The 24,346-nt window shown below is 42.4% G+C and carries 25 protein-coding genes and 1 pseudogene; 8 read left to right on the forward strand and 18 right to left on the reverse strand.

Annotated elements, in window-relative coordinates; all coding sequences use genetic code 11:
- Positions 1-453 precede the first annotated feature (453 nt).
- Positions 454-912, reverse strand: coding sequence for an Rrf2 family transcriptional regulator (locus tag ACZ449_RS20970; RefSeq protein ID WP_464257996.1), 459 nt, complete (start codon positions 910-912; stop codon positions 454-456).
- Positions 913-1,046: 134 nt separating this feature from the next.
- On the opposite strand from ACZ449_RS20970, the gene ACZ449_RS20975 reads away from it, so the two are divergent.
- Both ACZ449_RS20975 and ACZ449_RS20980 read left to right on the forward strand, forming a co-directional pair.
- Complete coding sequence (locus tag ACZ449_RS20975; protein ID WP_464257997.1) at positions 1,047-1,448, forward strand: cupin domain-containing protein; 402 nt, start codon at positions 1,047-1,049, stop codon at positions 1,446-1,448.
- A 154-nt stretch (positions 1,449-1,602) separates the two neighbouring features.
- On the forward strand, positions 1,603-2,376 hold the full coding sequence (locus tag ACZ449_RS20980; RefSeq protein ID WP_464257998.1) for an EFR1 family ferrodoxin: 774 nt from the start codon (positions 1,603-1,605) through the stop codon (positions 2,374-2,376).
- A 247-nt stretch (positions 2,377-2,623) separates the two neighbouring features.
- On the opposite strand, the gene ACZ449_RS20985 is transcribed toward ACZ449_RS20980, so the two are convergent.
- The gene (locus ACZ449_RS20985; protein WP_464257999.1) at positions 2,624-3,913 is read right to left on the reverse strand and encodes an IS1634 family transposase; all 1,290 of its coding nucleotides are present in this window, start codon (positions 3,911-3,913) and stop codon (positions 2,624-2,626) included.
- Positions 3,914-4,224: 311 nt separating this feature from the next.
- On the opposite strand from ACZ449_RS20985, the gene ACZ449_RS20990 reads away from it, so the two are divergent.
- The 4 genes from ACZ449_RS20990 (at position 4,225) to ACZ449_RS21005 (ending at position 7,263) form a co-directional block, all read left to right on the forward strand.
- Positions 4,225-4,851 (forward strand): flavodoxin family protein, encoded by a 627-nt coding sequence (locus ACZ449_RS20990; RefSeq protein WP_464258000.1) that lies wholly within the window; start codon positions 4,225-4,227, stop codon positions 4,849-4,851.
- Between the two features lie 272 nt (positions 4,852-5,123).
- A complete protein-coding gene (locus ACZ449_RS20995) occupies positions 5,124-5,750 on the forward strand; it encodes a flavodoxin family protein (protein WP_464258001.1) in 627 nt (208 codons plus the stop codon).
- Between the two features lie 102 nt (positions 5,751-5,852).
- Positions 5,853-6,506 carry a flavodoxin family protein gene (locus ACZ449_RS21000; protein ID WP_464258002.1) on the forward strand — a complete coding sequence of 218 codons (654 nt, stop codon included), beginning with the start codon at positions 5,853-5,855 and terminating at the stop codon, positions 6,504-6,506.
- Between the two features lie 187 nt (positions 6,507-6,693).
- Entirely contained in the window at positions 6,694-7,263 is a 570-nt protein-coding gene (locus ACZ449_RS21005) for a flavin reductase family protein (RefSeq protein WP_464258003.1), read from the forward strand.
- A gap of 207 nt (positions 7,264-7,470) precedes the next feature.
- Here the strand turns inward: ACZ449_RS21005 and ACZ449_RS21010 are convergent.
- Positions 7,471-7,764: pseudogene (locus tag ACZ449_RS21010) on the reverse strand (manganese catalase family protein); the annotation flags it as partial.
- Positions 7,765-7,837: 73 nt separating this feature from the next.
- Positions 7,838-8,323, reverse strand: coding sequence for a DUF5662 family protein (locus ACZ449_RS21015; protein WP_464258004.1), 486 nt, complete (start codon positions 8,321-8,323; stop codon positions 7,838-7,840).
- Between the two features lie 422 nt (positions 8,324-8,745).
- On the opposite strand from ACZ449_RS21015, the gene ACZ449_RS21020 reads away from it, so the two are divergent.
- The gene (locus ACZ449_RS21020; protein WP_464258005.1) at positions 8,746-9,537 is read left to right on the forward strand and encodes a PDZ domain-containing protein; all 792 of its coding nucleotides are present in this window, start codon (positions 8,746-8,748) and stop codon (positions 9,535-9,537) included.
- Positions 9,538-9,717: 180 nt separating this feature from the next.
- On the opposite strand, the gene ACZ449_RS21025 is transcribed toward ACZ449_RS21020, so the two are convergent.
- From ACZ449_RS21025 to ACZ449_RS21075, 11 genes are all read right to left on the reverse strand, one after another.
- On the reverse strand, positions 9,718-10,266 hold the full coding sequence (locus ACZ449_RS21025; protein ID WP_464258006.1) for a flavodoxin family protein: 549 nt from the start codon (positions 10,264-10,266) through the stop codon (positions 9,718-9,720).
- A 628-nt stretch (positions 10,267-10,894) separates the two neighbouring features.
- Complete coding sequence (locus tag ACZ449_RS21030) at positions 10,895-12,466, reverse strand: BCCT family transporter (protein ID WP_464258007.1); 1,572 nt, start codon at positions 12,464-12,466, stop codon at positions 10,895-10,897.
- Positions 12,467-12,488: 22 nt separating this feature from the next.
- A complete protein-coding gene (locus tag ACZ449_RS21035; protein WP_464258008.1) occupies positions 12,489-13,679 on the reverse strand; it encodes a trans-sulfuration enzyme family protein in 1,191 nt (396 codons plus the stop codon).
- A gap of 219 nt (positions 13,680-13,898) precedes the next feature.
- Positions 13,899-14,699 (reverse strand): MerR family transcriptional regulator, encoded by an 801-nt coding sequence (locus ACZ449_RS21040; protein ID WP_464258009.1) that lies wholly within the window; start codon positions 14,697-14,699, stop codon positions 13,899-13,901.
- 432 nt (positions 14,700-15,131) lie between these two features.
- Positions 15,132-15,302 carry a hypothetical protein gene (locus ACZ449_RS21045; protein ID WP_464258010.1) on the reverse strand — a complete coding sequence of 57 codons (171 nt, stop codon included), beginning with the start codon at positions 15,300-15,302 and terminating at the stop codon, positions 15,132-15,134.
- Positions 15,303-15,614: 312 nt separating this feature from the next.
- On the reverse strand, positions 15,615-15,968 hold the full coding sequence (locus tag ACZ449_RS21050) for a hypothetical protein (RefSeq protein WP_464258011.1): 354 nt from the start codon (positions 15,966-15,968) through the stop codon (positions 15,615-15,617).
- Between the two features lie 255 nt (positions 15,969-16,223).
- Complete coding sequence (locus ACZ449_RS21055; protein WP_464258012.1) at positions 16,224-16,823, reverse strand: manganese catalase family protein; 600 nt, start codon at positions 16,821-16,823, stop codon at positions 16,224-16,226.
- Between the two features lie 169 nt (positions 16,824-16,992).
- Positions 16,993-17,250, reverse strand: a complete 258-nt coding sequence (locus tag ACZ449_RS21060) for a spore coat protein CotJB (protein ID WP_464258013.1) — start codon at positions 17,248-17,250, stop codon at positions 16,993-16,995.
- Positions 17,251-17,272: 22 nt separating this feature from the next.
- Positions 17,273-17,602: a spore coat associated protein CotJA gene (locus ACZ449_RS21065; protein WP_464258014.1), complete on the reverse strand. Its 330-nt coding sequence runs from the start codon at positions 17,600-17,602 to the stop codon at positions 17,273-17,275.
- Positions 17,603-17,723: 121 nt separating this feature from the next.
- Entirely contained in the window at positions 17,724-17,999 is a 276-nt protein-coding gene (locus ACZ449_RS21070; protein WP_464258015.1) for a PspC domain-containing protein, read from the reverse strand.
- Between the two features lie 114 nt (positions 18,000-18,113).
- The gene (locus ACZ449_RS21075) at positions 18,114-19,319 is read right to left on the reverse strand and encodes an FtsW/RodA/SpoVE family cell cycle protein (RefSeq protein ID WP_464258016.1); all 1,206 of its coding nucleotides are present in this window, start codon (positions 19,317-19,319) and stop codon (positions 18,114-18,116) included.
- A gap of 300 nt (positions 19,320-19,619) precedes the next feature.
- Here ACZ449_RS21075 and ACZ449_RS21080 point away from each other — a divergent pair, with 300 nt between their 5' ends.
- Positions 19,620-20,375 (forward strand): YncE family protein, encoded by a 756-nt coding sequence (locus ACZ449_RS21080; RefSeq protein WP_464258017.1) that lies wholly within the window; start codon positions 19,620-19,622, stop codon positions 20,373-20,375.
- Positions 20,376-20,439: 64 nt separating this feature from the next.
- On the opposite strand, the gene ACZ449_RS21085 is transcribed toward ACZ449_RS21080, so the two are convergent.
- From ACZ449_RS21085 to ACZ449_RS21095, 3 genes are all read right to left on the reverse strand, one after another.
- Positions 20,440-21,666, reverse strand: a complete 1,227-nt coding sequence (locus tag ACZ449_RS21085) for a DUF2935 domain-containing protein (RefSeq protein WP_464258018.1) — start codon at positions 21,664-21,666, stop codon at positions 20,440-20,442.
- Between the two features lie 66 nt (positions 21,667-21,732).
- Positions 21,733-22,374, reverse strand: coding sequence for a tRNA (guanosine(46)-N7)-methyltransferase TrmB (gene trmB, locus ACZ449_RS21090; protein WP_464258019.1), 642 nt, complete (start codon positions 22,372-22,374; stop codon positions 21,733-21,735).
- A 13-nt stretch (positions 22,375-22,387) separates the two neighbouring features.
- A complete protein-coding gene (locus ACZ449_RS21095; RefSeq protein ID WP_464258020.1) occupies positions 22,388-24,301 on the reverse strand; it encodes a sigma-54-dependent Fis family transcriptional regulator in 1,914 nt (637 codons plus the stop codon).
- Positions 24,302-24,346 lie beyond the last annotated feature (45 nt).

The raw sequence follows: 24,346 nt of genomic DNA on the forward strand, positions 1-24,346 counted from the left end.
GTTCTCAAAGTGATTTTGTCAAGGTGTTTTGTCCAATTTTGCAAAAAATAATACAGGGCATGAATTTGCCCTGTATTATGGCTTTACTTGTATAGCATACTCGCCCATCAAAATCTATCTTTTAATTCTGTTCTTTGGGAGAGGTCGCGGGTGCGGGGCGCGTAGCCCCGCAAAAGTGAACGATAACCACCGCGCAAGTGGAGCCGATTGTGCCGTAAATGAAGCGGAAGAAAACGGGGAGCAGGATGGTCTTTTATCCTGTTCCCCGTTTTCGGCGGCAAAATGCCACGGCACAAATCCTGACTGTCAAGGGTTTAAGAGTGGAGATTTTTTTGCACTCTTTGCGAAAAAATACTACTCGTCCCTTGACAGTCAGGATAGGCGGAACGGCGGCAATTGGATTTAGTATGCCTGTATGCGATAAAGGAAGCATAAGCAATGCGGCCCCCTGGTTCAATTATCGGCAAATTGCTCGTAAATTGCTGGCTCCATTTCTTGAAGCTGTGTAAGCAATCGCTCTAAAGTGATGGTTGACATTTTTTCGCGTACCGCTTCGCTTATCTCTGCATATGGTTCCGCCAATAAATTACCAATGTTTTTACCAAAGGGGCACTGTGGGGCAGGATGGCTATGCACCCCGATCAGTTCATCCAAGGATGCGGAATCTACTGCATTGTAAATATCTAAAAGCGTTATATCTTCGGGAGATTTCTTCAATTTCGCTCCGCCAGGGCCACGGGTGACATCGATAATTCCTGCCTTTTTTAAGCTGCTGAGCAGCTTACGGATTTCCACCGGGTTACTTCCCACGCTGGAAGCAAGGAGCTCACTGGTTATCTTATAACTGGTAGGCAACACAGCAATCATCAACAGCACATGGACAGCCGACGAGCATTTAACACTAATACGCAAACTCTCACCTCCACAGTAAGAATATCATATTTTTTTAGCAATTTCAAGATGTAGGTATTGACATTACATTTATGCATGATACAATGTAGTCGTTGAAGTTACATCAACGCTATTAATAATTGGAGGTATCTACAATGACAAAAAACTATGGCTTAATGAACATCGGTACGTTTCAGAAAGACTTAGCTGAAAAGGGCAGGATTATGGCAGGGAATGAACTGGGGCTTACCGGCTGTGAAATATCGTTTAACTGCACACCTGCCGGTCAGTTCACACCGTTTGTCCATTCCCATAAACTGAATGAAGAAGTTTACATTGTCATTAGCGGCAAAGGCGAGTTTAAAGTTGATGGCGAAGAATTTGCCATTCAAGAGGGAAGTATCATCCGCGTCGCCCCTGCTGCAGAGAGAGCGATTAAAGCCGGAGCTGAAAACTTGATTTACATCTGTATTCAAGCACAGGCCAACAGCTTAACCCAAGCCACGACTGATGACGGTGTCATCAGTGAATCAAAGGCATCTTGGATGAAAGGGTAAAGCCCTTTTATGAATAGGGAAGAGTCTGACCCTCGTTAACAGTCACCGGCTGAAAAAGCTGGAGTCAACTATAACAACGGGGAAAGCTCCGTTACATATTTTGTTGCTCTTTTATTCAATGACACAGACAAAATAATAATGGGAGGATTCAATCATGAAGTCAGTTAATCTTATTTACTTTAGCGCGTCAGGAACTACAAAGTCAGTCGTTTCCACACTGTATCAAGGTTTGGGGTGCGATAAAAAAAAGGAATATGACCTGTTACAGCAGCCGCCAAAGCAAGCCGTAACCATTGCGGCAGACACCCCAGCAGTATTCGCTGTGCCGGTATATGCCGGACGTGTTCCTGCGGTATGTGCCGATATGCTCAAACAATTTAAGGGAATGAATACGCCAGCCGTTGCCATTGTCGTTTATGGAAACCGTGACTATGACGACGCTCTACTGGAATTGACCGACATACTGAAAGCAAACGGCTTTATTGTTGTCGCGGCGGCGGCTTTCGTTGCCCAACACTCCCTTTTCCCGGAAGTGGCGAAAGGACGCCCCGATAAAAAGGATGAGGATATAATTAAGGAGTTCGGGGAAAAATGTAACACAGCATTTGCGGAGTTTACGGGGACGGAAAACATTACGGTTAAAGGTAATACCCCCTACTGCGAGGCGGCTTCAATTCCACTCAAGCCGTCCGGCGATTCTAAATGCAATGCCTGTGGCGCTTGTGTCAAGGTATGCCCGACCAACGCGATAACTACGGAAACCCCGCACAAGACAGATGAATCCCGTTGTATTTCCTGTACCGCTTGTATTGCCGTGTGTCCTCAAAACGCAAGGAATTTTCATAATCCGCTCTATGCGATTGTAGGAGAGGACTTTAGTAAAAAGAATATGACTCGAAAAGAGGCAGAATTGTTCACAGACCTTTGAAAAAATTAAGCAGGCGCGGCTTGGCTCTTTATTTTAGGATTTGGTTTGATAGCGAGCAGAACAAACCGCTGTAGCGGTAGTCGACACTTCCACTAATAAGCAACACTGTTTAGTGCGTCTTCGTTTCCAAAGAGAACTCACACGGCGGGTAGGTTAAAACTACCCGCTGCGTTTTTCGATTATAACTCATATTCCGCAAGTAAATATATTCCATTTTTGATTTTTCAAAGGCATAGAACTACCAGAATCACGGATTAGGTAATGGCTGTAAATAGATACTCTGCGTAAATCCAGCCCACTCAATCATCCTCAGTGCTTCACGATTCATGTTATCTGGGAAGTAGCGCACGCCACCAATTGAAACCACATGAATGGTCTCAAGAATTTCCAAGATGGTCATAACGGAAGGCGTTGCGGTCTTCTTGTTACCTGGCAGCTTGACGGCTCCTCCTAACTGCTTAAGCTTAGTACGTACCCGGTACTCCAGATAGCACGCCAACAGCAACACCAAAATAAACACATACCCTAATGCCTGGATGCGCTTTTCATTCTTTAAGTAGATAGGGCCTAGATATACAGGGTCTTTTAATACGCGAAATCGGTTTTCTACGCCAATCTGCTGCTTGTATTCGGTAAGAATCCAAAGATTGTTGTTGCGCTCTTCATCTAACTCCGTAGTAATCAAGATAAACGTAGATTCCTTACGTTTCCAGTCTTCCCATACCGCAGTATTCATTTCTCCCACCGCGCACTGAGTCCGGTATATCGTCTGCGTCTGTGGTTGCTCTCCTTTTTTGGGTCTTCCCTTTTGCGGATAGGTTTTTGTTTCCTCTGAAAGCACGGTTCCTTCAAAATGGAAGTGCTCCTTGGCGATTTGCTGTTGCAGGCCGGTAAGCATTGTTTGCGCATCTGCTGCACACGCAAACACCTGGGAATCGAGCTGCTTGGCGAGTTTCTCCCAATGAGCCTGTCGCAGAGCGGCTCGCTTGCGGAGGGTCTTTTCCTTCTTGGCCTCAAGTGCAGAGGATTGAACGACTACGAAACGATACTCCCGCCCGTTTAGGGGTTCCCGCGTGGAATATAACTGGTAGGAAGCGGTGGCTCGCGTGGTGGTCTCTGCCAATATCCCTGCAGATTGCCACTGGAAATCCTCAGACTTCTTCTGCGTATACGCACCTTGGACAGACTTGCTCGTGGTATCAAGGTGCAAAGAAGAGATTTGTAGATCATGCGCCTGCAAGAGTGTGAGCGAAACTAAGCTAATGAGAAGCGACTGATCGATTTCCGACAGTTTATCTAAGGCGTGCCCATAGGCATCATCATTGAGCTGACCATAAGTAAGTCCGGTGTGAGGGAAAAGATGCGCTAAATCCTGTTCTGCCCAGAATTGTTCCACCTTCCATAAGGGCTTTCGGTCGCATAAGATGCAAATAATTAACGTTTCGATTAAGAGTCCTGGTGAAACAAGGGAATTTAGCTCCTGCCACTTCACCATATGGTTAACGGTCTCCCGAATTTTTGCTATCCGACAGAGCATGGTAGCAATCGGGACACTTTTCTTGGTTTTTCTGAAAAAATATAATTTACATTATCTGGCTTGCGGAATGTGAGTTATAACAACTCAAGCCTGACCCCGTATTCCTCAAAACTATAAAAAAGTACACAAAAAAGCAAGGCTCATTGTATAATACAATCGCACAATTTATTCTAAGTACGTAGTAACAGCCTTCTATATGGGAGTTAGATTCACAAACACTGCAATAAAATATATATAGTTCATGTATAAACGTAGCCATGACTAGGGGCATAGTACCTTGTACACGAGATATAAAAAGGAGCATTATTTAAATGAAAGTATTATTAGTTAATGGAAGTCCTCATGAAAAGGGGTGTACTTATACTGCCTTGGCTGAAGTAGCCGGAGCATTAGAAAAACAAGGTATTGAAACAGAAATCTTTAATTTAGGGGCAAAGCCAGTTTCCGGCTGTCTAGGTTGTTATGCTTGTATGAAAACAGGCCAATGCTTTATGGATGATTTAGTAAATGAATTTTTAAGTAAGGCCGCTGAGGCAGATGGTTTTGTGTTCGGCTCTCCAGTACATTTTGCTTCTGCTACCGGAACGTTAACCTCCTTTATGGATAGGGCATTCTTTGTCAACATTTGGGGCGGAAAATTAGCCTACAAACCTGTAGCAGCAGTTGTAAGCGCTCGTCGTGGTGGCACTACGGCTACATTTGACCAGATCAACAAATATTTTACAATGAGCAATATGCCTATTGTATCATCCCAATATTGGAATATGGTACATGGAAATACTCCAGAAGAGGTGCAGCAGGACTTGGAAGGCATGCAAACACTGCGTACTCTAGGTAATAATATGACATGGTTACTGAAATCTATTGAGGCGGGAAAAGCTGCGGGTTTGACATTACCGGAAAAAGAAGCTCCTGTAATGACCAACTTTATTCGGTAAAAAAAGAAGTCCTCATAATCTGGCCCCCCGCTCAAATTCATTTGCACCCCCTGGAAAACAAAATCAATTTTCTGGATTGGCTCCGTATCCGGCACAATTTTTAGAAATATTGCTAGAAGCCGCAATTTATTCTAAGTACGTAGTAACAGCCTTCTATATGGGAGTTAGATTCACAAACACTGCAATAAAAAATATATAGTTCATGTATAAACGTAGCCATGACTAGGGGCATAGTACCTTGTACACGAGATATAAAAAGGAGCATTATTTAAATGAAAGTATTATTAGTTAATGGAAGTCCTCATGAAAAGGGGTGTACTTATACTGCCTTGGCTGAAGTAGCCGGAGCATTAGAAAAACAAGGTATTGAAACAGAAATCTTTAATATAGGGGCAAAGCCAGTTTCCGGCTGTCTAGGTTGTTCTTCTTGTATGAAAACAGGCCAATGCTTTATGGATGATTCAGTAAATGAATTTTTAAGTAAGGCCGCTGAGGCAGATGGTTTTGTGTTCGGCTCTCCAGTACATTTTGCTTCTGCTACCGGAACGTTAACCTCCTTTATGGATAGGGCCTTCTCTGCCAACAGGTGGAGCGGGAAATTACCCTTCAAACCTGTGGCAGCAGTTGTAAGCGCTCGTCGTGGAGGCACTACGGCTACATTTGACCAGATCAACAAATATTTTACAATAAGCAATATGCCTATTGTATCATCCCAATATTGGAATATGGTACATGGAAATACTCCAGAAGAGGTGCAGCAGGACTTGGAAGGTATGCAAACACTGCGTACTCTAGGTAATAATATGGCATGGTTACTGAAATCTATTGAAGCGGGAAAAGCTGCGGGTTTGGCATTACCAGAAAAAGAAGATCCTGTAATGACCAACTTTATTCGGTAAAAAAAATCCTGGTTTCGCTCAAATTCATTTGCACCGCTTGGAAAACAAAATAGCCGGTCAATAATTTAAATGACAAAGTCAATAAAAAATAGAGGTATTGTTATGTATGTAATCGCTATAAACGGAAGTCCAAGAAAAAATGGGAATACCGCAACACTACTAAATAAAGCACTGGAAGGGGCATCTTCTCAAGGAGCTACTACTGAACTAATTAATCTGTATGACCTCAACTTCAAAGGCTGTGTAAGCTGTTTCGCCTGTAAGTTAAAAGGTGGGAAAAGCTACGGAAAGTGTGATTACAAGGATGACCTAACCCCCGTATTGGAAAAAGTCGAGAGTGCTGATGCCGTTATTCTTGGCTCACCTATCTACCTTAGTGAGGTTACAGGTGAGATGAGGTCATTCATAGAAAGATTGGTTTTTCAGTACCTTGTATATGATAAAAACTACTCCTCACTTAATGATAAGAAAAAATCGATAGGCTTTATTTACACAATGAATACACCAGAAAGCATGATAAAAGAGCTAGAATATGACCGCATTCTAACTCGATATGAAAATATTTTTGAGAAAGTTATGGGACCAACAGAATCACTGTTTGTTACAGACACATATCAGTTTAGTGATTATTCTAAGTACGTTGCAACAGCGTTCGACGAATCGGCGAAGGCCAAAAGACGACAAGAGGAATTTCCCAAGGACTGTGAAAAAGCCTTTGAAATGGGAATTAGATTTGTAAGTAATACGCTCGAATAAGTTTGATAAAATCGGTAAGCGAATAGTTTTGTGATGTATACAGCTCGCATGAATTTAAAATAAATTTATTCAATGCATTTTCAGTGTCAAAAAGGAATGGATGCTTTGAGCTAATGTACGACCCACAATAAGAGCGTGATAGCGGAAGTGCATCCTTTCTATATCAAAAATAACAGGAGGTATAGACGTGAAAAAATCTATTTCATTATCTGCACAGGTTGTGCCTTGTCCGGTGTGGGTTATCGGATCTTATACAAAAGAGGGAACCCCGAATTTGATGACAGCAGGCTGGGGCGGCGTATGTTGTTCAGTGCCGGCCTGCATCGCGGTATCTCTTAGGGAAGCAACATTAACATATGAAAATATTATGGAACGTAAGGCTTTTACAGTTAATTTGCCTTCATTGCAATACATAAGTGAAGCGGATTACGTTGGAACGGAATCAGGGAGAAATGCGGATAAGTTTTCAAAACTGGGACTGACTGCTGTTAACAGCGAAATTGTTGATGCGCCATATGTGGCTGAGTTCCCGCTGGTCCTGGAATGCAAAGTTCTGCATACAGTTAAGATTGGATTGCATACCCAGTTTATCGGGGAAATTGTGGATATGAAAATTGAAGAAATGTTTCTAGATGATACAGGGCACATAGCAATCGAAGCTTTGAATCCGCTTGTCTATATCCCCAAAAATAATGCCTATCATACACTGGGCGGAAAAGTGGGACAGTGTTTTGCGATTGGCAATAAACATCGGTAATAATTAGGAACTCGCAGGGACGGTTCCGTCGAGTTATGCCTTCCAAGAAACACCGGGACAAGGATTGTGTTTTTTATCTTGAAAAGATGCTCTGCAAAATACATACCACTTCTCATATAATAACTTCTAATAATAACTGTTAATATTAACCCCAAAAACCGCCCTAGCAAGGAGATAATCTCCTCACTAGGGCATTTTCACTATCTTCTATTTTTCCGTCCTACAGCCACACCACATATTCTTCTTGCTCATATGTTCCTGCACATCATTTAAGCATTCGCCAAATCGTTGGAAGTGAACTACCTCCCGCTCCCACAAGAAGCGCAGGGTATCTTTAACGCAAGGGTCCTCAGTACAAGCAATCAAATGTTCATAGGTCGTGCGAGCTTTTTGCTCGGCCGCCATATTTTCCGTCAGATCGGTAATCGGATCTCCGAGACAGGCGATATATTTAGCGCTCCATGGCACACCATTAGCGTCAGTCCAGAAAAGTCCATGGTCATGCTGAACATATTATTATTTTAAATAATAAAACTCCCTTTATATATTGCTTGCATGGGAGTGTGTAAGATTCTTATTCATTATATATGCCTAATTGAGCTTCTATCCATTGCCGTGTTTCCGGATGTAATAGAACGTTTTTTTTGTTCTGTAAATACCAAGGAATCACATCTAGCCGATCTGACATTCGTGAGACAGCTAACCAGTCAGCTAGCATTTCTTTTCTATATTTGTCAGACATCGGTAGCATTACTTTGTTGCCAGTCTCTAAAAAGGTAACCCACCATTGCCAGTGATGAGGATTATTATGATAATGCTTAACAATGCCTGTAATTAAATCGTTATTTGCTTCACTTAAATCAAATGTCCCATCGTCCCTTTTTAAACATTTATTAGAAAATCCTTGTACTCTTGGTTTCCATTCAGCTACTGAAAATTTGCTTAAATCATGAGCTAATCCACGCCAAGGAATACCTAGCTTACAAGCTTCTATAAATACATAATATTTATGTATTAACACGTATTTTAAGTATTTTATATTGCTACTGATAATGTTCAAAACTGCACCCCCTTATGGAAATGTCGATAAAAATAAAAGCAGCCTGGATGACGGTTGGTGTAAATAAGGTATGAATGGAATTGTTCGGCACCATAATTCACCTGAATAACATGATAACATAAGAAACCTAAACAAATATACACAATAAGTAAAATAAAGAAAGCCGCAGATGGCTGAGAGTGGCCGTTTAATATCGTTACAAAACACAAAGTACCCAGCGGTATGGCAGTCGCTGGTACTTTTATTAAAGGAGAGGAGTGTGAAAAAATTTATGTTCAATAGAGAGGAATTACCTTCTATGAATTTTCTATGTTTTGAATTATATATCTCTATTTTTAGAATTTCCTTAGAAGAGTTTGGCAACTGGAGAACGCAAATTTTCTGATAACGTCTAGATACTTTTAGGATAGGCAGGATTATAAATGTACAATACTGTATTATTAACTATATACATAACTAATTTAAGGGGTGCGTTTATGAAAAAAATTATTATATTACTTTTATTTCTAGTTTTATTTACCACTTCAGGTTTCGCCGCTGATAGCCAAGAAATAAAATATCTTATACCAATCGTAACTGATTACCAAAACCTAAATAATAGTTTTTATACCGGTATTACTTACAATCAATTTCGAGATGCGAATTCTAAAATTAACGACAAAGTAAAATCATTTCAAGAGATAAATCCTAATAGCTTCACGACAGAACTGAATGATTTAAACACAATGTATAATTACATCAATTCTTTATGGGAAGCAAAAGCTGATAATCTATCAATGGTTGTTCCTAACCAAACGTCAAAAGAATTACAAGGAAAATATCCTGGAATAGAAACTATAGTACGCAAAGGGATAATGGGTGGATGGAATCCTGACTCAACGATAATGGCGCTAAACTATCTTGCAAAAGAGAAAATAGATAAACTTGCGATTCCATTAAAAGGATTTGAACTTACTTACGGTTTTCAATACGCAGATGGTTTAATTGGCAATTCTATTTTTGTAAGCATAGTAGATCCTAAAAGTAGCGCCTATCAGGCTGGTCTTAGATTTGGCGATAGAATTACAAAAGTAAATGATATACCTGTTAAAGACGTAGATACCTTTACCTCTATGCTATCTGGACCTGAAGGAAGCCGGCTTAAATTCCACGTCAAGACAGACGATGCAGCTGAAAAAGTACTTGAGATAACTAAGACAATAATACATCAATAAATACCAATGCCCCGGCAGGGAGTGTAAAATTAAGTGTGTAAGTTCGGAAGAACTTATGCATTTAATTTTTTTATGTGGAATGTGATAAAATGTTGTATAGCAAAGGATGGGAGACGACGAACCTGTCCCTTCTTTGTCCCTACAAGTTTAATCTTCATATATTGACATTAGCTAAAATGATTAAACTATGTTTTTTCCCAATAGTTCAGCTCTCTGTAGTCCGTCGGTCTTCAGAATCTCATCTTTATCATGAAGCCCCGTTACGATAATTACGCCGCTGTCCTTCCAGTTCAGGAAATCGGCAATCAGCTTATAAGATTTGACAATGCCATCATATGTATTTAAATCCTTTCCGCCACCGCAAACCAAAAGCGCACATTCCTTCACCTTCAACGTTCTTTTCCCGATGAGAAATGAATAGAACTTGTCAATGGCAGCTTTCAGTTGTGCCGGAAAAGTGAAGCAGTACAATGGCGTTGCAAATACAACCATATCGGCTTGTTCAAGCAGCGGCGCAAGTTTGGCAAAATCATCCGGAACAGAACAGGCGCTACCCTTGCTGAAACAAGTCTGACAGTCTATACAACCCTTGATGTGTTTATCTGCAGTTGTAAACTTTACGGTCGTATGTCCCGCCTGCTGGGCGCCAGCAATGAACGCATCCGCTAACTTATCGGTATTGCCGCCTTTTCTAGGGCTACCTGTTAATACAAGTATATTTTTTCCCATATGTAGATTCCTCCCATTGATGACCTCGCCAAACCCTCATTGTTTATTTATCGCGGTGTTTATTTTTGGAGAGATCATCTTTATATTTACTTATGTTTATCGAATATTATTTCATTCCTACATGTTATTGATTAATAGTTGACCCCGCTTCGCTAAAGGACGTGCCTTCCATTAAACGCTTCTTGCTCAACCCACCCAGACAATGTTTAATAGCGTGGAAAACCTCATACCGTAGCCCCCTCGCATTTTTATTTTTTGGAACCATCATTCCCATGCTATAATAATACATACTAGTATCGCGATTTGCAAGTACGCACTTATTTGTATTATAGTATCTTTTTGTATACCGCCAATATCTGGGGCCACGGGGACAGGAACCTTGTCCCATTTAATATATTCTTAATTCTATTTGAAATAGTGATACAAACTGTGTTAATCAGGCCGAAGCCTTGGCATAGGTTAACCCCCTGCGCTTTATCAGGGGGTTAACCTATTTACCTTATGTCATGGTCTATAATCCCTTACTCACACCCATACTTATGTCCCTGACAAACATGCTTACTCTTGCACATCATTCAAAGTCTCGCCAAACCGCTGGAAGTGAATGACTTCCCGTTCCCACAGGATCCTAATTCCACTTAAACTGTTTGTTCTTGTCTACAGGGATATTTTGACTCTCGATATCTTTCTTTAATATCTTGTAAAATGACAAAAGAAGTAATGCTATAACAAATAGCATTGGGATGGCAAAAACCGACGTAACAGATTGGATTGTTTTTAAAACATTTAGCCCCGGCACCATATGTTCCAGGAATAATATGCTGACTGGCAGCAATAAAACAAGAAATGCCCAAAATACTTTATACCATTTATGGGGTTCTTCGTCATTTTTTAGATTTTTAGAGGTAAGAATCGATACAACCGTAGATGCTGCCGTAGCTCCACACGCTAAGGTAATGAATACCACTGCCATATACACAGCAATAGCTACGCCAGAGAAAGGCAATGTCTTCAAAATAGCCAATATCGCTGCATTATTGCCGCTATCACTAACTATTTGCGATAAATTGAGCGTTCCGGTAAGTTCTAAGCTCATTCCATAGTTTCCAAGCACAGCAAACGCCAGCCAGCAAGCCAGCGATGTCCAAATACACCGTACAACAGCAATTTCACGGAAAGTACGCCCGTAAGAAACACGAGCCAGCCACAAGCCATCGGAAATGGTACAGCCCACATACCAAGCCCAATAAAAAACCGTCCACTCTTGAATAAATCCAGTTTGCGCAATCGAATCGGTATTAAAGCTCATATGAACAAACTCACGAATGTTGGTTCCAATCGCCATCACAAAATTGTTTAAGATAAAGGATTTGGGTCCTACCAAGAAAACGAAAAGAAAAAAAGCAATCGCCAGTTTAACATTAAAATCACTAATAATGCCAATTCCTTTAGCAATACTTTTGGAGGTCGACAAAATGAAGAACAGGCAAAATACGAGAATAACGGTTATGCGCAGTTCAAAAGTAACCGGCATATTTAGCAAAGATCCGGCTAATTCGGCCAGAATAGAGGTACCCAAACCTACCGTGCAAACCAGGCCCCCAATATAGCCGAAAGCAACGATCCCATCTATGCAGGTTCGTACAATCCGGACCGGCAGGCTGTCCCCTTTCAAAACATTCTTGCAAAGATCCGATAAGTTCAAAGAATCTACCTGTTTATTCCAAAAAATGTAGCCCAATGCCAGCGACGCAGGCAAATAAATAGCCCAAGCTGAAAACCCCCAATGGAACATTCCATAGGCAGAAGCGTATTCATAAGCTTGCACCGACATAGGAACAACACCAAAGGGTGGAGTTTTAACATAATACATCCACTCTACCATGCCAAAAATCAGAATTCCCGCTCCCGCTGCGGAACACATATTCATAGCAGCCCATGTAAAAAATTTATACTGGGGTTTGGCATCAGAACCGCCCAAGCGAATGTCTCCGTATTTGGAGAACATAATAAACACAGCAAATACCGCACTAAGAAATGCAAGCATCAAAAATAGCCACGGCAAATTCAATGTCATAATCGAATAAAAGATATTAATAACGGCAGCACTTCCGTCTGGATATAACGCCATGGGAATGACCATTGCGATCAATAACCCTACAGCAAGCAATGCTATTGGCAAATTAATGTTTTTAAGCATAAATAATAAGCCTCCTCCAAAATTACACGTTCTCAAAGACCGTTAACGCTTGTTTAAAATCAGCAATTAAATCTTCAACCGCCTCTGCTCCGGCAGAAATACGAATCAGTCCTTCTTCCATTCCCATCTCTTTCAGTTTTTGCGGGGTAAACTCGTTCCGGAATGCGGTGGCCGGATGAGCGATAGTCGTACGATATCCGCCTAATGTGCCAAGATATTTTACTAATTTCAACTTATGCATAAATGCATTCACTTTATCTCTATCATCTTCTACACGAAAACTAAGCATGGCTCCACAGCCATTCGGCATCAGCCTTGCCGCTAATTCACACTGCGGATGATTGGACAAAGTCGGGTAATTTACATACCGCACATGCGAATCTGTCTGCAGGGCTTCAGCAATTTTTCTTGCATTCTCAAACTGTTTAGTGACACGCATTTCCATGGTTCGGATACTGCGCAACATCAGCCAGGCACTGTTTGGATCCAGGCAACCTCCTAAAAGCAAATAATCGGAATATATTTTTTTCATTAATTTTCCTGAACCGGTAATTGAACCAGCCGTAATATCACTATGGCCGCCAAAATATTTCGTCAAGCTATGCATAACAATATCTGCTCCATGCTCTAGTGGACGAATTGCCAACGGCGTAGTAAATGTACTATCAACCAGCACAAGCGCTCCTATGCTGTGAGCCAGTTCAGATAAAGCGTCAATATCTACGACTTCAATAAGCGGATTGGCAATAATTTCTGTATACAATATCTTGGTATTAGGTTTTAAGGACTCGCGAACACTATCAATATTTGTAAAATCACTATAAGTGACTTCAACATCAAACTTTTTTAAGATATTATCAAACAGCTCTATTGTTTCTCCATAAATCGAGCGACTGGCAACAATGTGATCACCTGCCTTGATGAGAGATAAGACTGCAGTAGAGATGGCTGCCATACCCGAAGAGCAAACAAGAGATTGTTCTCCTTTTTCTAAATAGGATACAGCTTCTGCCACCCCATCTCGATTCGGGTTCGCAGTCCGGCAATAGTAATATTTACCGCCAGTACTGGCAAAATCATAATCATCCATATCACGAATGATGTTCGCTGTTGAATGATAGATAGGTGGAGTTTCCGGCCGTTCAATCGGAAGCTTAGACTCACCTCCCGTATACAAAATATTCGTTTCTCTGGTTAACTCATTAGACATCATCAACATCTCCTCCAAATAGGTTCAGTGGGTTATATGCTCAAGGATAAACCTTATTCTTAGATACATGTCAAGAAGAATCTTCTGACAAAACAGAATAATCATTCATGAAACTTCCGTAAAATAACAACAAAAGATGTGTATTCTGTTATTTCGCAGAAGACACATCTTTTGTTATTTTTCAGCAGCGCCTATAAACGCACTTAACTTTCATAAAACAAATTACTCTAACAGCATTTGCACTTCATAATCCGCATTCATATATTCAACCAAATTATCCTCAAACTCTAATGCAAGAATAGTAGACGGCTTAGGAAGAGAATCAAAATATTTCTTTAAAATTGTCGTATCCCATTTTTCCTGTAGCAATTTGGTACGAAAGCACAGATACTCCCCAGCAGGAAGTTCTTTATAGTAGGGTGTAAAGGACTGAGGTCTATTTTTGATATAAATAAAATATGTTTTAGGTTCAAATTTACTCTGAAACAGGCCCGATGTAGTTAATTCATAACCATATTGACGCCGATAAGACAAGTGATGCAATTCAGTCCGGCTACGAGTTTTAGCCAGTCGGATTTCCATATCTGCCAGCTCATCGTGTTCGTAGCAAGGGACATAAATCAAATGTCTCGTTTCCATATGCATGCGATATAGCACTTTTGATACATCCATTTTGCTCAAATAAGTAAAGTAGTCAATATACCATTCAACATCTTTAGTCCTCGCACGAATGGCTTCTAACGCTTGATTAGCAGCCTGCCACTGTTGCTCCAGCGCCGGTAACAGGCCGTCAACCGTTCCTTTTTTCATGATACAGCCAATTTCAGATAACGATAAGCCTAAATATTGCAAATATTTTATACGATCAATGATATGAAACTGGTTGAATTCGTAATACCGGTATCCGCTTCTACCCGATATATACTTAGGCTCAAGAATGCCTATTTTTTCATAATGACGTAACGTTTGCGTAGTAACGCCAAGCAATTTCGCTGTTTCCCCAATAGTATAGTACTTTTTCATGAGAATAACTCCTCGTATACATCATAACGTGCAATACTAGTTAATCCTATTCTAAAAATTTTAAACCTTATTGTTACAATAAGGTCAATATTTTTTTGATATATAACTATTTTTTTATTCTTTAAAAACAGGAGAACTCCTGCCTAATTCTAATATTCCCATAGGGTGAAACCCAAAAATAAAAAACTGATTATGCCCTTAGCTCAGAATAAGTAATTGTATAAGTATTGAATCACCAAGAAAGCCGCCTATTAATAAGCTGACCCTGAAATTGTCTACGGTTAAAGCGGTAAATTCCTATTGATAACTATTAAATCGAAAAAGCCCCTTGCACATGCCAGAGGCTTAACTCAGATGCTTTGTCTTCCATGTCGATTGTTGCGTTAGATGTCAGTACCAGATACAGAAAATTAGCCGATTGTTCAATTACCTTTATCTCCAGAGTAGATAAAATTTTTTCCCTTTCCTTAACTTGTCCATTTCGCTTTCCATTACCGTTTTGGGATTAGCCAGTAACTCCTTGCGAAAGCTTTCGTTTTTCATGGCTTTTGCTATCAATCCATTTTGCAACTCCTGCCAAGTAGGTAATTTTGATCCGCTCATTTTTTATTTACCTCCTGTGCTTTTTACGTAATTGTACCATGTAAACCCAGGAAGTAAGTTAAAGATTACTTAAAGATAGAAGTATGCCAAAAATAGCCCCCGACAGACATATCATAATAAAACTACTCAGCAACAGTAATGTTGCTGAGTAGTTTTACAATGAGAGAGGAGTGCGAAAATTTATGTTCAACAAAAAGGCATTGCCTTCTGTGAATTTTCTATATTGAAATTATATATCCCTAATTTTAGAATTTCTTTAGAAATGGATGGAAAAAAGCCGTCTATCGGCAAAGTCAGCGACATTTGAGTTATTTATTTGTGCGGTGCTTTTACCTTAGGCTTTTTATTTATTGGTTCAAATTTTACATACAACTCACGATCGCAGGTAATATTTTTAAACTCATATTCATGTACCGGGCTAATAAGCATGTGATCAACAAATACTTTTTTAATAATAAATCCTTTATTTGGCCTAATTTGGACAAAAACGTTTTCACCCTTATGCACTTTAATGGACCCATGCTGCGAAAGATACCCACCTTCATTCGAATGAATATTAATAGTGACTTTATCGTCATAGTAGGATGCGCCCTTCAAATGTTCAGCAAAAACTGGTACGGATGTAGTAAAAATTAGACAAATAACAAGCACTACAATTCTTAGCATTAAAATTCCTCCATTTATATTGAATTTATTATCACCTTATATTCTACACTAGAATTAGATTTCCTTTGTAAATCGAGTAGGAGGCGGTGACTAACCGCCGTCCTCTCACACCACCGTACGTACCGTTCGGTATACGGCGGTTCGGCAAGTTATGATACAAACTGTGTTAATCAGGACGAAGTCTTGGCATAGGTTAACCCCCTGCGCTTTATCAGGGGGTTAACCTATTTACCTTATGTCATAGTCTATAATCCCTTACTCACACCCACACTTATGTCCATGCCAAACATGCTTACTCTTGCACATCCATTCTTGCACATCATTCAAAGTCTCGCCAAACCGTTGGAAGTGGATAACTTCCCTTTCCCACAAAAACCGCAGAGTATCTTTAACACAAGGGTCTTCCGTACAAGCAATCAAATGCTCATATGTCACCCGCGCCTTTTGCTCGGCAGCCATATCCTCAGTCAAATCGGCAATAGGATCGCCAAGGCAGGCAATGTAAGAGGCGCACCACGGAACGCCATTAGCATCTGTCCAAAAGAGTCCATGATTATGCTGAACATATTGTCCTTCCCAGCCTGCGGCTTTGAAATCTTCGCAGCTGGCACCGTCAACAAGCTTATATACTAAGGCCGCAATCATTTCCATGTGAGCCAGCTCTTCGGTTCCGATGTCAGTTAGCAACGCTTTAGCATTATCTGTCGGCATGCTATACCGCTGGTTCAAATACCGAAGCGAGGCGCCCAGTTCGCCGTCAGGGCCGCCATATTGAGTTATTACCATTTTGGCGAATTTTACGTCCGGGCAAGTGACACGCACAGGATGCTCGAGTTTTTTTTCATATAACCACATATCTACCGCTCCTTTATCAAAGCTTTATCCGATGACCAAGTTTCTCTAAGACTCTCGCTTTGCAAGCGGGAGTTATACCCTAAAGGGCACAGGCGAGTAACTAAGTCCCTGGATAGGTTCGACTAAACTTCATATGGGGTTAAAACCCCACCTGAAGCTAAGTCTCACGTTATAGTTCCCATGGCCAAGGTCCCTGAGCCCATTGCCAAGGCTCGCCGGACATACCGCCAAAACCAAAGTTTATAAGCGGTCCGTATTCGCACTCATACTTTTCTTTCAATTTTTTCAGCATTTCTACTGCACAATTAAAATCGTTAAGTGCATCTTGGTCGCAAGGATGGGTGTCAAGATACAGATTAAGTTCAATTGCTACAAACTCCATCTCTTGCACCTTTTTAAGTAACATCATTTGCTTTTCATATTTCACTTATTTACACCTCCAAGCCAATCTATTTAGGAATTTTATAGACACCCCAGAGTTCCGGAAACAACGTTCCTTTCATAAGCGCCTCAGGTGGAGTAAACGCCTTTTCGTAGGTTTGCCAAGGTACATACGAATGGGCTAACTGGATACATTCCGGGAAATTGCCACACATATCTTTATCTATCCCCTTCATGCATCCCATATAGCTAGGCTTTTCACAAACCATGTCCTCTGTATCATCCATCTCTTCATCCATGTCACACATATCATCCATGTCATGAAGTTCCTCTTGCATTTTCATGACATTATTTTTGCCGGGTTTACTATACATTTGATGTCTGGTTTTTTTTCTCACAACGAAGCCTCCTCTCATTGACTTAGTGTATTTTATGTGAATACCATAGTAAATGTCACCCTACTAACATAAAAAAAATTCGATAGGCGCAAGCCTATCGAAGCAAGTAACGAAATAACTATTACGATACAGGCATAATTAAAAAAGCAATAATATACAGCGCCAAGCCTGCCCCGCGGTACAACACTGACAATGCCCAGGCCAGGCGGATTAAAGTGACATCCATTCCGGTATAGGTACTAAAGCCAGCACATACTCCAAAGACCATGCCATGTGGCTGATCAAGGGCTAAATGCCGATGAATTTCTGCCATATCAGGTGTCCCGGCTCCCTGAATGAACTGCCAAATTGTCAAACCACTAAAAAGGTATGCGCCTGCTCGAATAAGCCACAGCATAAGCAAAGGCCTCCCTTGAGGAACTTGGTTTTTACGCCAACACCCCGAATAATTACTAACCAACAAGTTCATTAGTAATTATTACCGTAATAGGAGGCCTTTAAACATATACCCTTATGCGCCGCTTGGACGGGGCGGCCTTTTCACCAACTTAAGCCTTGGACGATCGGCACCAAAGCATCTAGCCCCTGGTTTAAAAACTTTTGACGTCATGCGCCGGCCAACACTAATCAGCAGTCCGATAGCTGCGCAGTTGACAATAAGCGATGTGCCGCCAAAGCTAATGAACGGCAACGGCACACCCGTTACTGGAATTACTCCTGAAACCATGGCAATGTTGCCGACAGCCTGGCCGACTACCAAGGCAGTTATACCTGTCGCCAACATAAAACCATAACCGTCGGCTGCCCGGCTGGCAATCTGGATACCATACCAGGCCAGAGCACCAAGTAATACCAGTACTAGCATTACCCCGACGAAGCCCATTTCCTGACACAATACGGCAAAAGCAAAATCGGTATGCGCTTCCGGCAAATAGTTAAATTTGCTGGCTCCCATCCCCAGACCTGAACCAAACAAGCCACCAGAACCAATCGCCAGCAGTGACTGCACAGTCTGATAACCAGTTGTCTGTTGATATGCCCAGGGGTCAAGCCAGGCCCAAATCCGTTCAGCCCGGTATGATGCCGCATAGACTAAATATACGATCATAGCAGCTGCACTCATTCCCAGATAGTACCGTTCCTGGCGCGGTATACCTGCTAACACATATAACACCAGGCATAAACCCACAATGACTGCCGCGGTCCCCATGTCTGGTTGTTTAAGTACTAGAACACCCATTACCAGTGCTACGCCGAGTGGCAGCGAGGATAACGTTATTTTTCGCCCTCGATCAAGTCGGGCCCCTAAATAAGCCGCCGTAGTCATAATGACTGTAAGCTTGGCGATTTCAGAGGGCTGAAATTTAAAACCGGCCAGACTAAGCCAGCGTCTGGCACCATTAGCATCCACCCCGGCAACATGAACGGCCAAAAGTAGCCCGATTGTCGTTATTATTGCCAACAGCAGCCACCCCCCCTGCAGGCGGCGATAATCAATAGCAGCAGCTGCTACCATAACAACAAAGCCTATTGCAAATGAAATTAAGTGCCTTGTTATAAAAAAGTAACCATCCTTAAATAGCTGTCCCCCCAGCACAAAGCTGGCGCTAAAAATATTCACCGTGCCAATCAAAAATAAAATTCCGGCAATAAAAAATACGGCTTCTGCCGGACTAACCCACAGCTTGGGGAAGCTTCTGACCTTCCTCTCACTCACAAGCTGACACTCCTTCCAAAAACATGTTAACAAACTGGCAGTAAGCCCAATAGTATATAGTGAACGACTTACAAAGCTACAAGACTTGGGTAAAAGAGGTGATCGCATGGGGTAAAATCATATAAAATAGTAGCTGTAGATGCAGCTACCTCTGCCATACTTATTGTCGACGGGCCTAGCGGTGAAATTCTCCATGAATTACGTTTCTCGTCTGAACTAACACCTACTGAGCTTGCCGTTACCCCGGATTATACCAAGGTCTATCTGCCTTGCGCAGCTACAACTGGTGAAAATAGTATATTGGCAGTCAATTTAATTAGCTTGTCTCTTTATTGCCTGCCGATAACCATTCCCTACCCGGCTCAGTTTATCTTGCCGAAAACTGCCACTCTCATTGCGTATCTTGCCGAGCCATGCGGTAACTTACACCGACTAGACCTAACAACCATGTCGCTAGAGCTACTGGGCGCACCTGCTGTTAAAGCCAGTTGCGTAGGTTTAGCCGCTGATGCTGATGCCATCTATACGGCGTGGGAACACCAGGCGGGCGGCACCATCATGGGACTAGGAACTGACGGTACGATTACCTGGCAGTATGATATCGCCGGTATTCCTACCAATATCATTTTAGCAGAAAACCGCCTAATTGTACCTTTTACGAACACAGCCTTTACCAGCGAAGGAGTTGCTTTATTTGATCTAAGCAAAAAATGCCCCTCTCCCACCGTCGTCACCATCCAATGTCCCAGTTGTCCCAGCGGTCTGGCAGCCTACCCCTGTCATGCCGCTCTTGCCGCCGACAACAAAACAGCCTATATTGTCAATGAGGATGGTGCCTCTATCTTTGTCATTGATTTGGAAACTGCCCAAGTGATTGATCGGTTAACCATTGGACGTTCGCTATCCCGACTGTACTTACTTCCTGACAATCACTCAGCCATTGGCACCAGCAATCTGTTTGCCGACTTAAGCCTACTTGATTTAACTGACGGATCATTACTTGCGGTCACCAATACCAAGCGGCAATTACTATCTACCATTGCTATCCTGCCATAGGTATTCGCTATAATCAAGCTAAACCCCTCCCGCCAACGCGAGAGGGGTACTTTTTTAGTGGTTATTATTTTAGTTTTCCCAGTTGACGCGGCCAGTTGCCACCCCATTTATACTTGCCTGGTTTGCTTTTAGGCTCAGCCACCGGTTTGGGAGGTATTGCCACCTGTTCTGCCGCTACGACCTTAGCCGTTACAGCTACCTCCTCTACCACCTCGGCTTTGGTACTATCTGCAAGACTCACTGGCTCCTCGACATTATCCGCAGCATCCCATTTGGCTTTAGTAGAAAAAACTTCACTAATAGGTAACTTTTCTCGTTCACTGCCAGGAGTATAATCAAGTTCGATATTATCAATCGTTTCCTCAGCCTTAGGCTCACGTCCAGGCCCCAGGAATTCGTCTGGTTCCAACATCTCATCAGAAAACTCTGCTGCCACCGCTGTATCAATAATACTAGGATACTTATGTTTGAAAGCCAGCACATCCTTTTCCACCTTGATTACGCCCTTTTCCATCATTGACAGCACTAACAAAAAATGATCGGCTTCCCGGCGAACATGGTCTGCCAGTACAGCGGGAATGGTACTCAACATTCTGTTTTGAACAATCATCTCATGAATTGCCTGTTTAAAATCCCGTAGCCGCATGGTCGCGACCCGACTATCTTGTAGGAACCGGTCGAAAGCAGGTAATTCCATGGGCTTATGCGCAAGGAAACTCACATAGTCACGCGCTTGCATAGATAAATTATCGAACTCAGCTTGATAGCCGGTAACAACATCCAGCAGGCTGCGTTCAGAAGGGTCAATCCTGCTACCAATAAATTTGGTATGTTCAGTCATCAGTCTTAGCCAAAAATCAGCTTCCAGCGCTTTAACCACAGCAAGCTTCTTACAGGCATGGAGTTTTTCCAAAATAGCCATAAAGTATTCAGCTTCGCGGATAACATGATCAAAAAACAGCGGTGGCAACGCACTGCCCAGCTTATTGGTCAGCGAACATCCTAATAACAGCTGCTTATATCGAAGAAATTCCTTAAGAGAATCGATACTCTCTGCAATTAGCTCAGCAAATTTTTTCTCGCTTGTAAGCTTATCGGCTCGCACTCGCAAAGCCTTGAATTCACGTTCAAAAGTAGCCGCTTCTTCGATCAAATCAGGCTTATCAAATGGTAAACCGGTCTTAATGAACAGCGCATGCTCTTCCATGATATGCAGCCAAAACTTGACCTCTTCCATATCAAGCGGCGGCACGGGCCGGACATTGCCTGTACCAGGTGAATGACGCGACATCACAACACACTCCCATACAAAAAAGGATTTTATTTTATTGTATGCGCGCGTAACCGGTAAGTGACATTAAAAATTTACTTCACAACGGCAAATTGGTTGTCCCAGAGCACTGAATTTAGTCTCATATTCTGTCATAACATTACCGTCAAACCCGCTCTTCCTCAGGTCATAGGTAATACCATTGATTTCGAGGCCAAATTCACTAAACTGCTCTAACGAAAATTCAAATAGCGGACGATTATCAGTCTTAAACCATAATTGTCCACCCGGCTTTAACAAAGTGCGGTATTTCTTCAAAAACTCAATATGGGTGAGCCGCCGTTTAGCATGACGGTTTTTAGGCCAGGGATCGCAAAAATTAATATACAGCCGCTCAATTTCCCCTGGTGAAAAAATCGTCAGAATGTCATTTACATCAAATACTAGCAGCTGGACATTGGACAACTCCAGTTCGCGAAGCTTTTGAGCAGCAGAATACACGATCTCCTCTTTGGCCTCGATCCCGATGAAATTGATCAACCCTCGCTGCTGCTCGGCCATTCCGGTAATGAACCGCCCTTTGCCGGTACCAAGTTCAACATGCATTGGCAAAGCGTTTCCAAACATATCCTGCCAGTTTCCCGCTAATCCTTCTCCTGGGTTCTGTACTACTATATCACTAAAGCCTTTCAGCGCCTCAGCTACCCATGGCTTTTTACGCAGTCGCAACCATTCTCCTCCTCTACTCTTTATCTAACCCGTATTTTTTCAAGTACCGATACAAGGTCACCCGGCTGACATCCAGCATATTTGCCAAGCGGCTGATATTGCCACCGGCAGCTTTCCAAGCCTCAATAAAGGCTGCTTTATCCTCTTTCCAAGCCTTACTCAAACCTTGCTCACCAGGCATAACAATATCAACACAGGTAATGGTCGTACCAGCGGTACGGAAAAAGGCCTGTTCAACAACTCCCTGAAGCTGTTTGATATTACCTGGCCAGTCATAGCCCATAATGAGCTCGGCGGCCGCTGGTTCTAAGTGCTTGGGTGGCAGATTATGCAGCGTGGCCAATTCTTCAATAATATGGGTAGCCAAACTAGGCAAATCGTCGCGACGGGCTCTTAGTGAAGGTACCCGCACAACGGCGCGGGAAATGATATCATAAAGTCTGGCAGAAAATACGCCTTTTTCTACAAGCCGTTTCAAATCCGTATCACAAGCGGCAATAACCCGGACGTCAATCGGTCGGCTGACATTCTCGCCAGATCGCGATAATTGTCTGGTTTCCAGAGCTTCTGCCAATTTCTCCTGAAGCACAGCTGAGAATTTCTCAACCTCATCTAGAAATAGTGTGCCACCGCTGGCCAGTTCTAATTTACCTGGGCGGCCTTCGGCTTCACTGCCGCCCCTGCCAAATAATTCGAATTCCAGTACCTCTGGCGGCAAATCACCACCTTTGACCGCAATCAATGGTCCGGCAGCACGTGAACTCGCCTGGTGAATACCATGCGCCAAACGCTGCTTGCCTGTCCCGGGTTCCCCCTGCAGCAACAGGTGATAATCGTGTCTTGCCGTACGGCTGGCTTTATCCTGCATGGTAGCAAAGACATTACTGGTTCCTACCATACTGGACAGGCTGTAGCGAGCTGTATAACCTGCCGTATGAGCAACCAAAGTACGTAAATCCTCTATCGGCAAAGATACGGCTACAATACTTTCTATATCATCGTCATCTCCAGAAATCGGTACCACTGTGGTAATATCCTCGTAGGTTTTGCGCGGTGTTATCCAGGTTACTTCACGATTATATGATGGCACACCCAAAAAGCCTTTATACAGCGGTGTGTGCCGATAATTTAACAAGACATTGCTGAGATTGGGACCTTCCTCTTTTTCTTCACTACCTGGGGGAACAATGCCTGAAAGTCGGCTGTTTCCTAGCTTGTTGGCATAAGCCACTTCGCCCCCAGGTAGAATATGATATACCGCTAGCGGTACAGCATCAAGGATGGTATGTTTGGCAGTAAGGCTGGCCATTAACCTAAGATGCTGCTCCATGGCATATTTAATACTAAGTACCAAAGCGACCACGGCACTGTATGGCAGCTCATTTTGCTGAACAGACACCACTGTCACAATATATTTTACTTGGTTATCCACGATAATCGGAGCCGAACAGGCATCCCCGCTTTGGCAGTCTTTGATCCACATCTCAGGGCCAAACATCAGAAAAGGAACTTTGTGCCTGTGGGCAATACTTACACTAGAGGTACCGACATCCTCTTCCCGCATCCGGGCTCCTTCTAACTCGCCTGCCGTTTTCTGGTAAAACGGCATGGCATAGTTTTTCAGCACATATACATCCTGATCATACAACAGCATGCTCAGATTATAGGTAGTAAAATGCTCCTTAATTTCTTCATATAACCCATCCAGAAAGCCAATAGCCGAGCAATACTTTTCCCGGTGCTCAGCAAGCTCTTGTGCCGATAACTTTTCATTGAGACAAAAGCTCTCTGTACCAACGCCCAGGCTCTGGCTGCGTAACCAGGATTCAGCTATCCAAGGGTGAACATTCGGGTCCAGGCTGCCTTCGGTAACAAATTTATTATAATACATTTCCAATTTCGCTTTATTACGACGCTCGCGAATCATACTTACCTCCCACTGTTTCCTAAGAATACTATCACAACTATCAGG

The organism is Desulfosporomusa polytropa (genome assembly GCF_055380075.1).

Coding starts and splice junctions, on each gene's coding strand:
- ACZ449_RS21095 (WP_464258020.1), bottom strand. CDS start 24,301: ATGATTCGCGAGCGTCGTAATAAAGCGAAATTGGAAATGTATTATAAT.
- ACZ449_RS21035 (WP_464258008.1), bottom strand. CDS start 13,679: ATGATGTCTAATGAGTTAACCAGAGAAACGAATATTTTGTATACGGGA.
- ACZ449_RS20980 (WP_464257998.1), top strand. CDS start 1,603: ATGAAGTCAGTTAATCTTATTTACTTTAGCGCGTCAGGAACTACAAAG.
- ACZ449_RS21020 (WP_464258005.1), top strand. CDS start 8,746: ATGTACAATACTGTATTATTAACTATATACATAACTAATTTAAGGGGT.
- ACZ449_RS21050 (WP_464258011.1), bottom strand. CDS start 15,968: ATGCTAAGAATTGTAGTGCTTGTTATTTGTCTAATTTTTACTACATCC.
- ACZ449_RS21040 (WP_464258009.1), bottom strand. CDS start 14,699: ATGAAAAAGTACTATACTATTGGGGAAACAGCGAAATTGCTTGGCGTT.
- ACZ449_RS21000 (WP_464258002.1), top strand. CDS start 5,853: ATGTATGTAATCGCTATAAACGGAAGTCCAAGAAAAAATGGGAATACC.
- ACZ449_RS21045 (WP_464258010.1), bottom strand. CDS start 15,302: ATGAGCGGATCAAAATTACCTACTTGGCAGGAGTTGCAAAATGGATTG.
- ACZ449_RS21025 (WP_464258006.1), bottom strand. CDS start 10,266: ATGGGAAAAAATATACTTGTATTAACAGGTAGCCCTAGAAAAGGCGGC.
- ACZ449_RS20995 (WP_464258001.1), top strand. CDS start 5,124: ATGAAAGTATTATTAGTTAATGGAAGTCCTCATGAAAAGGGGTGTACT.
- ACZ449_RS20985 (WP_464257999.1), bottom strand. CDS start 3,913: ATGCTCTGTCGGATAGCAAAAATTCGGGAGACCGTTAACCATATGGTG.
- ACZ449_RS21085 (WP_464258018.1), bottom strand. CDS start 21,666: ATGTCGCGTCATTCACCTGGTACAGGCAATGTCCGGCCCGTGCCGCCG.
- ACZ449_RS21055 (WP_464258012.1), bottom strand. CDS start 16,823: ATGTGGTTATATGAAAAAAAACTCGAGCATCCTGTGCGTGTCACTTGC.
- ACZ449_RS21070 (WP_464258015.1), bottom strand. CDS start 17,999: ATGCTGTGGCTTATTCGAGCAGGCGCATACCTTTTTAGTGGTTTGACA.
- ACZ449_RS20990 (WP_464258000.1), top strand. CDS start 4,225: ATGAAAGTATTATTAGTTAATGGAAGTCCTCATGAAAAGGGGTGTACT.
- ACZ449_RS20975 (WP_464257997.1), top strand. CDS start 1,047: ATGACAAAAAACTATGGCTTAATGAACATCGGTACGTTTCAGAAAGAC.
- ACZ449_RS21030 (WP_464258007.1), bottom strand. CDS start 12,466: ATGCTTAAAAACATTAATTTGCCAATAGCATTGCTTGCTGTAGGGTTA.